The organism is Bradyrhizobium sp. STM 3809, assembly GCF_000239795.1.
Lineage (GTDB): Bacteria > Pseudomonadota > Alphaproteobacteria > Rhizobiales > Xanthobacteraceae > Bradyrhizobium.
The window spans coordinates 1-9,946 of record NZ_CAFJ01000743.1; the positions used below are offsets into that span (position 1 = coordinate 1).

Annotated in this window: 8 protein-coding genes and 1 pseudogene; 6 read left to right on the forward strand and 3 right to left on the reverse strand. The window is 65.4% G+C overall.

What is annotated here, in order from left to right; all coding sequences use genetic code 11:
* The 3 genes from BRAS3809_RS31795 to BRAS3809_RS31805 all read left to right on the forward strand — a co-directional run.
* A partial coding sequence (locus BRAS3809_RS31795) for a TRAP transporter large permease subunit (RefSeq protein ID WP_035659866.1) occupies positions 1 to 925 on the forward strand: 925 nt, incomplete at its 5' end.
* Positions 926 to 1,049: 124 nt separating this feature from the next.
* Positions 1,050 to 2,297 carry a metal-dependent hydrolase family protein gene (locus BRAS3809_RS31800; RefSeq protein ID WP_008966117.1) on the forward strand — a complete coding sequence of 416 codons (1,248 nt, stop codon included), beginning with the start codon at positions 1,050 to 1,052 and terminating at the stop codon, positions 2,295 to 2,297.
* 300 nt (positions 2,298 to 2,597) lie between these two features.
* Positions 2,598 to 4,580 carry a cache domain-containing protein gene (locus tag BRAS3809_RS31805; protein WP_008966118.1) on the forward strand — a complete coding sequence of 661 codons (1,983 nt, stop codon included), beginning with the start codon at positions 2,598 to 2,600 and terminating at the stop codon, positions 4,578 to 4,580.
* 33 nt (positions 4,581 to 4,613) lie between these two features.
* Here the strand turns inward: BRAS3809_RS31805 and BRAS3809_RS31810 are convergent, their stop codons facing one another.
* Positions 4,614 to 4,943, reverse strand: a complete 330-nt coding sequence (locus BRAS3809_RS31810; RefSeq protein WP_052523519.1) for an alpha/beta fold hydrolase — start codon at positions 4,941 to 4,943, stop codon at positions 4,614 to 4,616.
* A gap of 70 nt (positions 4,944 to 5,013) precedes the next feature.
* Here BRAS3809_RS31810 and BRAS3809_RS35395 point away from each other — a divergent pair, with 70 nt between their 5' ends.
* Positions 5,014 to 5,325 carry a LysR substrate-binding domain-containing protein gene (locus BRAS3809_RS35395; RefSeq protein ID WP_240535820.1) on the forward strand — a complete coding sequence of 104 codons (312 nt, stop codon included), beginning with the start codon at positions 5,014 to 5,016 and terminating at the stop codon, positions 5,323 to 5,325.
* Positions 5,326 to 5,716: 391 nt separating this feature from the next.
* On the opposite strand, the pseudogene BRAS3809_RS31820 reads toward BRAS3809_RS35395, so the two are convergent.
* Together BRAS3809_RS31820 and traA are read right to left on the reverse strand one after the other, a co-directional pair.
* Positions 5,717 to 5,893, reverse strand: a pseudogene (locus BRAS3809_RS31820) (helix-turn-helix transcriptional regulator); the annotation flags it as partial.
* Between the two features lie 129 nt (positions 5,894 to 6,022).
* Positions 6,023 to 9,034, reverse strand: a complete 3,012-nt coding sequence (gene traA, locus BRAS3809_RS31825; protein WP_008966122.1) for a Ti-type conjugative transfer relaxase TraA — start codon at positions 9,032 to 9,034, stop codon at positions 6,023 to 6,025.
* A gap of 169 nt (positions 9,035 to 9,203) precedes the next feature.
* On the opposite strand from traA, the gene BRAS3809_RS31830 reads away from it, so the two are divergent.
* Together BRAS3809_RS31830 and BRAS3809_RS31835 are read left to right on the forward strand one after the other, a co-directional pair.
* Positions 9,204 to 9,530, forward strand: a complete 327-nt coding sequence (locus tag BRAS3809_RS31830) for a conjugal transfer protein TraD (protein WP_035659874.1) — start codon at positions 9,204 to 9,206, stop codon at positions 9,528 to 9,530.
* Between the two features lies 1 nt (position 9,531).
* Complete coding sequence (locus BRAS3809_RS31835; protein ID WP_008966124.1) at positions 9,532 to 9,798, forward strand: conjugal transfer protein TraD; 267 nt, start codon at positions 9,532 to 9,534, stop codon at positions 9,796 to 9,798.
* Positions 9,799 to 9,946 lie beyond the last annotated feature (148 nt).

The window sequence follows — 9,946 nt, forward strand, 5'->3', positions numbered from 1 at the left end:
CATGGCGGCGGTCGCGCCGGTGCTGTTTCCCGACATGAAGCGGCGCGGCATTCACGACGGCGAGCTGGTCTCGCTGCTCGCGGCTTCCGGAGCGATGGCCGAGACCATCCCGCCCTCGATCGTGCTGATCATCATCGGCTCCGTCGCGGGCGTCTCGATCTCGGCCTTGTTCACCGGCGGCATCGTGCCGGGCCTGGTGCTGGCCGCTGCGCTCGCGGTCGTCGCCAAGCGGCGCATGGTCGAGCCCGCGGGCGTCATCCGGCCACGGCCGTCCTGGGCGACGATCCGCAGTTCGCTGATTACCGCGCTGCCGGCGCTGCTGCTGCCGGTCTTGATCCGCACCGCCGTCACCGAGGGCGTCGCCACCGCGACCGAGGTCTCGACGATCGGCATCGCCTACACCGTCGTGGTCGGACTTCTGGTGTATCGCCGCTTCGACTGGCGCAAGCTCTATCCGGCTCTGGTGCATACCGCGGCGCTGTCGGGCGCGATCCTGTTCATCATCGGCGCGGCGACCGCGATGGCCTGGGCGCTGACCCAGTCCAACTTCTCGCACGCGCTGGCGGCGATGATGGTGGCGGTGCCCGGCGGCCGATACGGCTTCCTGCTGATCTCGATCGCCGTGTTCATCCTGCTCGGCAGCATCCTCGAAGGCCTGCCCGCGATGGTGCTGTTCGGCCCGCTGCTGTTCCCGGCGGCCAAGCTGCTCGGCGTGCACGAGGTGCACTACGCGATGGTCATCATCCTCGCCATGGGCATCGGCCTGTTCGCGCCGCCGTTCGGCCTCGGCTATTACGCGGCCTGCTCGATCGGGCAGATCGATCCCAATGCCGGGCTGACGCGGATCTGGCCGTATCTCGGCGCGCTCGTGCTCGGCCTGCTGCTGGTCGCCTTCATGCCGTGGCTGTCGATCGGATTCCTCTGATCCGCGCAACCAACGCGCAGCCTTATGCAAGACGCAGCCTTGCGCCGCGCCCGCGGCGCGAGGCATCCTGGCGCAAAGCGACACCGTCTGAAGGACCCTTCGGTCCTGCGCAAGGAAACTGCCGATGCCGACCATCCTGTTCGAGAATGCCGCCCTGCTTGATCCGCTGCAGCCGGAGCTGCTTGAAGGCTCGCATGTGCTGGTCGAGGACGGCGTGATCAAGGAGGTGTCGGACAAGCCGCTGCAGATGGCGGCCGGGCAGATTATCGATCTCAAGGGCCGGACGCTGATGCCCGGCCTGATCGACCTGCATGTGCATGCGATCGCGGTCGAGCTCAACCTCGCCCAGCAGGTGCAGATGCCGAACGTGCTGGTGACCTTGCGCTCGGCGCTGATCCTGCGCGGCATGTTGCGGCGGGGCTTCACCACGGTGCGCGATGCCGGCGGAGCCGGCTATCCGCTGAAGCAGGCGGTCGACACCGGCCTCACCGAGGGACCGCGGCTGTTCGTCTCCGGCCGGGCGCTGAGCCAGACCGGCGGCCATGGCGACATGCGCGCGCGCACCGACTTCCTCTCCGACAACGCGCCGTGTCCGTGCTGCGTCCGGGTCGGCGCGCTGGCGCGCGTGGCCGACGGCGTCGACGGCGTGCGCAAGGCGGTGCGCGAGGAACTGCAGATGGGCGCCGACCAGATCAAGATCATGGCCTCGGGCGGCGTCGCGTCGCCGACCGATCCGGTCGGGGCGTTCGGCTATTCCGAGGACGAGATCCGCGCCATCGTGGCCGAGGCGAGGGGGCGCGGCACCTACGTGCTGGCGCATGCCTACACGGCGGAGGCGATCGCGCGCGCGGTGCGCTGCGGCGTCCGCACCATCGAGCATGGCAACCTTGTCGATCCGCCGACCGCGCGGCTGATGGCCGAGCATGGCGTCTACGTGATCCCGACGCTCGTCACCTACGAGGCGCTCGCGAACGAGGGCGCGCAATACGGCCTGCCGCCGGAGAGCGTCGCCAAGATCGCCGACGTGCGCGATGCCGGCCTGCGCTCGCTGTCGATCTATCGCGAAGCGGGCGTCAAGATGGGCTATGGCAGCGACCTGCTCGGCCCGTCGCAGCGGCTGCAGAGCGACGAGTTCCGCATCCGCGCCGAGATCGTCGGCGCCCGCGAGGCGATCGCCAGCGCCACCATCATCGGCGCCGAGGTGCTGGGCATGGACGGCAAGCTCGGCCGCATCCAGCCCGGCGCGATCGCCGATTGCCTCGTCGTCGACGGCAATCCGCTGCGCGACATCTCCTGCCTGCTCGGCCAGGGCGATCACATCCCGCTGGTGATGAAGGCCGGCAAGGTGCACATCGACCGGCTCAACGGCTGAGCCGGCGTCGACGACGATCCCTCAGGATCTGCCGGCGCAAGTCATCGCGGAAGATACACCGGCCCAACGCGTTTGCACGATGGCCTCGCATGGCGGCTTCGCGGGGAGAGCCGTGGCAGTCGGTTTTCACGCATGGAAGGTCGAGCATCATGCTACGACCCTACGCATCAGGGCTAATTCCGTAAATCTACGGACCGGGCTCTTTAAGCATTCTGACATGAACATGCACTAGCCCTGAAGCGCGCGACGGCAACGCAGCCCTCGTCGCACATCCCCCCTTGAAATTGCTGGTGTTGGCCCATGCGGATCAGTTTGTCCGTTCGAATCTACGCGATTATTGGCTTGAGCTTCTGTGGTCTTCTGGGTCTCGCTCTCTTCCAAGCGTTGAATCTATCGACGTCGCTGCGGCAGCAGCGGCAGATGGAGCTGGAGCACCTCGTCCAGAGCGCGCTGAGCATCGTGCGCGACGAGTACGACAGGGCCGGCCGTGACAAGACGGACATGGCGATCGCGCAGCAGCGCGCCGCGGAACGGGTCGGAAAGCTGCGCTATGGCAATGCGGACTATTTCTGGATCAACGATCTGACGCCGCGCATGGTCATGCATCCGATCAAGCCTGAGCTTGACGGTCAGGATCTCCGGGACACCAAGGACCCTGCGGGCAAGAGGCTATTTGTCGAATTCGCGGAAACAGTCAAGCGGAAGGGAACAGGCGTCGTCGACTACCAGTGGCCGAAGCCGGGGAAGGACACGCCGCAGCCGAAAATCTCCTACGTCGCCGGATTCGAGCCATGGGGTTGGGTCATCGGAACCGGCGTTTACATCGACGACCTGGAAACGCAAGTCTGGGAGAGTGCGCGTCAAGTGATCTGGGCCGCACTGGTCGTCATGATGCTTATCGGCGCGATCACCCTGTTCATCGCCCGACGTGCCTCGAAGGCACTGGCGAGCATGACGGCCGCGCTCAACCGGCTCGGGCAGGGCGATTTCGATATCGAGCTGCCTGGCCTGATGCGCGGGGACGAGCTCGGCGATATGGCGCGCTCAATCGAGCAGTTCAAGCTCAAGGCAATCGAGCGGGCGCAAGACCTGGCGCGTGAGGAACAGGAGCGCCGCGCAGCGACCGACCGCATGAAGGCGCGAGCTCTGCAGGAGATGGCCGAGACCGTTGAACAAGAGACCAACAAGGCTGTCGGCGAGGTCGCCCAAGGGACCGACGTGATGGCCAGGAACGCATCGTCGATGACCGACAGCGCCATGACCCTCGGACAGAACAGCAACAGCGTCGCCGCTGCCGCCGAGCAGGCCCTGGCGAATACCCAGACCGTGGCCCGGGCCTCAGCCCAGCTCGCCGAATCGATCTCCGAGATCTCGACCCAGGTCACCTCGTCCCGCGAGCTGACGGCCCGTGCGGTGACCGCCTCGTCCGACGCCCAATTGACCGTGGCCAAGCTGTCCGAGGCGGCCAATAAAGTCGGCGCCGTCACCAGCCTGATCAGCGAGATCGCCGGGCAGACCAACCTGCTTGCTCTCAATGCGACCATCGAGGCGGCGCGCGCCGGCGAGGCCGGACGCGGCTTCGCCGTGGTCGCCTCCGAGGTCAAGTCGCTCGCGGAGCAGACGGCCAGGGCGACGAATGAAATCGCGCAGCAGATCAGCGAAATCCAGGAGTCCACGAAGGCCTCCGTCGCATCCATCGGTGCGATCGGCGAGGTCATTCGAAGCGTCGAGGCGGTCTCGTCGACGATCGCCAACGCGATCCAGGCGCAGAGCAGCGTGACCATGGAGATTTCGCGAACCGTCGAGGAGACCTCGCACGCCGCGCGCGAGGTGGCGACCCAGATCGCCTCTGTGTCGCGCGAAGCTACGGAAACCGGGCGACGCGCATCGCACATCCGAGACGGATCACTCGACATCGCCAAGAAGGTCGACGACCTCAGGGCAACCCTGGTTCATGTCATCCGCACCTCGACCGGTGATGTCGACAGGCGCGCAGCACCACGGGTCGAGATCGGCCGGCGCGGAACGATCACGACGAGAGACGGCTCGACCATCTCCGTCATGGTGCGGGACCTGTCGCTGGGCGGCGCCATGGTCGAGGAGGCTGACGCAGCGCTGCCGCCGGTCGACCACCACGTGTCGCTCGCGATCAGCGGCATCGGCGACCGGCTTGCGGGATCTGTTGCCCGCAAGAACGGCCAGGTGGCGGTAATCCGATGGAATCTGTCCGACGATCAGAAAAGGTCGATCGAGCGATTGACGGCGGGGGCGAGAGCAGCCTGAGCGCGCGAAGCATCGTCGTCGCGGCCCACGCGTTCAGACCAGCCCGTCGACGAACCCGGCGATCAGAGCGGCCAAGCGATCGGGAGCTTCGAGCGGCGACAGATGTCCAGTATCGGGCAGCACTTGCAATGTCGCGTGCGGAATGCGCGGCATCAGTTCGAGCCTCAACGTCTCCGGCGGATCGACGCGATCGCGTTCTCCGCTGATCACCAGCGTCGGCACCTCGATGCGATCGACGAGGCCGGAGATGTCCTCCAGGCTGGTCGATGCCGGCCAGGCCTTTTTCGCCTGGGGCGCGCCGCGCAGCGCGTCGGCAATGACCTGGGCACGATCGGCGGCGCTCAGCGGCCTGCCGGCGAGCACCTGATCGATCGTTGCCTCGACAGAGGCCGATGACCTGCGGCACGCCCCGCGCCTCACCTTCAGCGATACCGTGTCGGCCGGAGACTGGCGCGTGCAGGCGCAGGACGGCACACACCATGTGATTGACGGTCCGGTACGGATGCGAGCGAACAACATGAGGATGCTGCTTGCTGCGGCCCTGGCGGGTGCCGGCATCACCTATGGCCCGAGCTTCGTGTTCGACCCGTATGTCGCTGACGGCCGGCTGATCGTGTTGATGCCGGACCTCGTCACCGCAGAGCTGGCCATCCAAGCGGTCTATCCGACGAACCGATATGTCCCCCTGAAGCTGCGAAGCTTTGTCGACCACCTCGCGATCGAGCTCGAGGCCGCACTTTCCTGACTCCGGAACGGCGCATGGGTGGGGCTTCGATGACGTTACCGTCGGAGAGCATAGCAGCGAGACCTGTATTCTTCGCCTGGACCAGTGGCGTTTGCTGCGGAACCCGGACCACCGTTGTCGTCCGGATGCACAGAATGGCTCCAAACAGACCGAAATCGAGGTGGATGGCGATGGCGGGCGGGATCTGGTACGGCTCTCGAGATGACTGAAACCGACAATGAATACGTGAAGTCGAAGCCTTGGCGCTTCGCCGTGGCGCCGATGATGGATTGGACCGATAAATCTTTCGTATCAGATAGTTAGATGGCATGCGCGTGCAATTCGTGTGCACGCAGGTTCTACTTTTCTCTCGCTTTCGTTCTCGCGAAATCACCGTCGGGCACCGCCGACCAACGGGATCTGCATCCCAGCCATTGATGTCGGATTCCTGCCAGCCCGAGCCGTTGCTGCTGATCTTGAGCTAGGCCGGGAACGTACCCTCGGCGATCTTGCGGTAGATGGTGGATCGCGACAGCTCGGTCCTGACAAGGACGGTTTTCATCCTGATGATACGGTCTGGCTCCCGCATGGCCGTGATGCCCCTCGCTGGTCGCTTCTGACGTCCGGCGAGACCAGAGAGGCCAAACAGGCGCAGTAGGACAATAGGATTTCGCGCACAGCCCAAGTGTGGCGTAGAGTCGGCCGCAAACGGGACAGCTCAAATTCCAAGGCCTCGGCCTCTGCCCAGATCGATGCCATGGACGAAGGCCAGATCCTGGCCGAGCCGGCGGCCTGATTCGAATGCGATGCCGAGATCGTTCTTGCGGCCGGCGAGGATGGATTCCAGTTGCGGGTCGCGTTCAAGGCTTTTCGCCATGTCGCCCATTGCCGAGCGCGTGGCCTTGTAGCCGGACAAGTCGCCGGCCTGGTATAGGCGCCGGCTGGTCTGGTCGAGCTTCCGCCATCGCTCAACGAAGTGGTCGGCGCGACGGCCAGGATCGCTGCGGAGTTCGGTTTCGAGCTGGAGTGCGCGGATGGCGCGATTGACCCGCCCAACCGCCGCTTCGCGGGCGAGCTCCGGGTTCTTCTTGTAGGCGGCCTCGGCATCGTGCGAGCCAAACGGGCGCACCGCATTGAAGGCTTGGCGGGCCTTCTGCAGCTCTTTCACCTGCTCGGGACTGGCTCTGCCGCCCGTCTCCTGCGCCGCGAAGATCGCGTCCACCACGCGGGCATGGCGCACGAGCGCCCGGGTCCGGACGCGACGCGCTTCCACTTCGGGATCTTGCGCCACGTTCCTGGCCGGCGCTTCGGCTCCACGCCGGTCGGCTGCGGGATCGTTGCTTTCCCGTTCCGGCGTCGCCCGTTCCGGCCTCTGTCCGGCATCCAGTCTGGGCACATCAGCCGGAGAGCGCAGGCCGTCCAACATGTCGCGCAGCTTCTCGGGCACAATCTTGCGCACGATCTCGACCACGCGCTCGCGGAAGGTGATCCCTCGCCGTTCGGCGTAATTCTGTACTGGATCGGCTTCCTCGTAATCCGAGGCCATATCCTTGGCGCGAACGCGCGACAGGGCACGCGTGAGCCGGTCCTGATCCGCAAAATCATCGCGGCCATAGTGCAGGCCTACCCCGTCGCGGTGTCGAGACAGCGCGACATAGTTGCTGTGGGCATCCATACCGGACGTCGCCAGCACATGGACGCGGTCAACCGTCATGCCCTGCGCCTTGTGGATCGTCGCGGCATAGCCATGGTCGATCCGGTCGTAATCCTTGAGGTCAAAGCGCACAGATCGGCCATCGTCGACCTGTACCGTCATGGATTGCGCGCTGACCTGTTCAACGGTCCCGAGCGTGCCGTTCTTCACGCCAAGGCCGCGCTCGTTCTGCAGGAACATGACGCGATCCCCGCTGGCGAAGGTTCTCGCACCGCGCTCGACCGTCACCCCCACCTCATTGCCCAGATCGCCCGCGGCACGCATCCGTCCGCGCGCTTCCTCGTTCAGGATGCGGACCTCGTCATTAGTGTGGGTGAGGATAATCCGGCTCCGGTCCGGTAACGCCTGCCGGTCGCGGTCCCAGCGCTCGATCAGATCGCTGCGCGCCTGCTCGCGGGTCTGGGCCTCATGCACCATGCCGTTGGCGCGATAAGCGCCGAGCGCATGGCCCACTTTGCCGGTCGCCAGATCACGCGTGGCGTCGCGCTGCCAGTCCTGGCGCTGACGGCGCACCTCCCCGATTTCCGCGCCGCCGTGCCGCTCATGGATCGAGCGGAACGCTGCCCCCGCCTCGATGGCCTGCAATTGTTGCGGATCGCCGACCAGCACCACCTTTGCGCCAGCCTCTAGCGCATGCGACAGCACGCGCTCGAGCTGGCGCGTGCCGACCATCCCCGCCTCGTCGATCACCAGCACATCACTGGATTGGAGCAGGTCACGGCCTTGTTCCCAGCCGTGCTCCAGGCTGGCGATCGTGCGCGACGCAATGCCCGATCCGCTTTCGAGGTTTTCCGCAGCAATGCCGGACAGCGCCACACCACGGACCTCGAAGCCGGCTGCTTCCCACGCCTCCCGAGCCACCCCCAGCATTGCGCTCTTTCCCGTCCCGGCATGGCCGACCACGACGCTGAGATCGCGCCCCTCAGTGACATGCGCCAGTGCCTCGACCTGCTCGTTAGACAAGACCAGGCCGCGCCTTTCGGCACGCGCCAAAGCGGCTGCACGGTCCGCGTCGCGCACCTCATGGCGCTCCCGTTCCGCCATCCGCTCAGCGGCGACGTGCAGGCGCCGTTCCGCCTCGATCATTCCGCGGGTGGTGAACCGATCCTCGCCGCGGGCGTCCTTGCCGAGTTCGACCAGATCGGGTGCTCCCTGCATGGCGCTGGCCACCTGGTTGAACTGGTCGAGTCCGTCACTGTGCCGGTGGGCGAACTTTGCCAAGTCACGGCGCGTGAAGGTCGATTGCTGCAGGGTGATGGCCTCTAACCCGACGCCGGGATCGGCGATGATCCGCGCGCCATTGTTCCGCGCGATCTCGCGGTGCATCTCGGCCCGATCGGCCTCACCGCCTTCGCCTGGGATGTCCCGGACCTCGATCCGTTTGGCCGGCGCGCCGATCTGGCTTTGCGGCTCCAGCGCAATGCCCTGGTCTTCCAGACTGCGATGGTCGATCCGCGCATCGATGTCGAGCTCGGCCAGGCGCTCGTTGGCGAGCTCCGCCCAGCGTCTGCGCCAACGCTCGATCATCTCGGTGCGGTTCCACTCCCGGACCTTTTGGCCAAAGCCCTTCTCGTCGACCGCGCGCATGGTCAACATCACGTGGGCATGAGGCTTTGGCAGGCCATCTTCCGCCCTGTCCCAATGCACATTGAGGTCGGCGATCATGCCCAGGCCGACGAACTCGCCGCGAACAAAGTCGCGGGCAAGCTCGATGCCTTGCGCCTCACTCAGCTCGCGTGGAAGGGCAAACTCGACCTCACGGGCCAGCTGGGCGTCCTTGCGGACTTCGAACGCTTCGACATCGTTCCAGAGCCGCTCGCGGTCGCTCCACGCCTCCGGAGCATTCTCCGGCAGCATCACCTCGGAATGGACGACGCCGCGCTTTCCAGAAAAATCCTGATCGCGGCCGAGCCGCTCGTCGCGCAGCCGCGAGCCCGAGCGGTAGGCGGCTGAAGCCACCGCGCTGCTCCCGGCCTTGCGGCCAATGACCTTGACGTGAAGATGATAGATCGCCATCGCGATCAGATCACTGGCACAGCGAAGCGTATGTCGGCACGACGTATAAGCGCGCCCTCCTCGAAAAAATCTCGGGAGGGATCGCACCGTCTCAAGCCGTCCTGACGACCTTACAGCATTCCGCGGTATGCTCGCCTATCATTTCTCCATCGAACTCATGGAGACGACGATGCGCAAGCCACGCGACTTTGACGCGGACCTGAAGGCACTCGAAGACAAGGCGCGCGGGCTGAAAATTCGCAAGGTGCGCCAGCTCGGCGAACTGGTTGTCGCGACCGGAGCTGACACTCTCACCGCCGAAGAGCTAGCCGGCGCGCTGCTTGTCCTGGCCGAGACGAAAGAGGCCGGAAAGAGGGAGGCTTGGGCCAAGCGCGGCGCCGCGTTTTTTCAAAGCCGGACGCGGCGAAATGGGCCAACAGCTAACCACAACAGCGACGGCGCTTCTGCGCAACCGAGCGGCCCTCAATCGGCACCGAGCCGCAAGGGCGCGACATGATATGCGCACCTGGCAAGTCGAGCGCCGCAAGCGCACACGGCATCTCATCGAACTTGGCGGCCTCGTCGTCAAAGCCGGTATCGTGGATTTGACCGGCGATGACCGTGCCATGATCTACGGCGCGCTGTGCTGGATGGCTGACAAGCTCAGAAGCGATCAAGGCAGGCACGCCCGCAAGCTGTGGGCCGCGAAAGGGAAGCAAGCCTTCGAGGCGGATCCGGAAACGCATGGCCCTACAGGGCAGAAAACGCAGGCAGATCATCGGTGACGGACGACAATGGCGGCCGGCGCGAAGACTGCCTTCACAAAGGATTCGTTTAGTATGCGATGAGCCTCAAAAGCCGCGATCCGGCAAACGTTGACGTGCCCCCGTCAAATTAGGCCAGTTGAGCTGAATTTTCCACTCATGATCCCCA

Coding starts and splice junctions, on each gene's coding strand:
- traA (WP_008966122.1), bottom strand. CDS start 9,034: ATGGCGATCTATCATCTTCACGTCAAGGTCATTGGCCGCAAGGCCGGG.
- BRAS3809_RS31805 (WP_008966118.1), top strand. CDS start 2,598: ATGCGGATCAGTTTGTCCGTTCGAATCTACGCGATTATTGGCTTGAGC.
- BRAS3809_RS31835 (WP_008966124.1), top strand. CDS start 9,532: ATGCGCACCTGGCAAGTCGAGCGCCGCAAGCGCACACGGCATCTCATC.
- BRAS3809_RS31800 (WP_008966117.1), top strand. CDS start 1,050: ATGCCGACCATCCTGTTCGAGAATGCCGCCCTGCTTGATCCGCTGCAG.
- BRAS3809_RS31830 (WP_035659874.1), top strand. CDS start 9,204: ATGCGCAAGCCACGCGACTTTGACGCGGACCTGAAGGCACTCGAAGAC.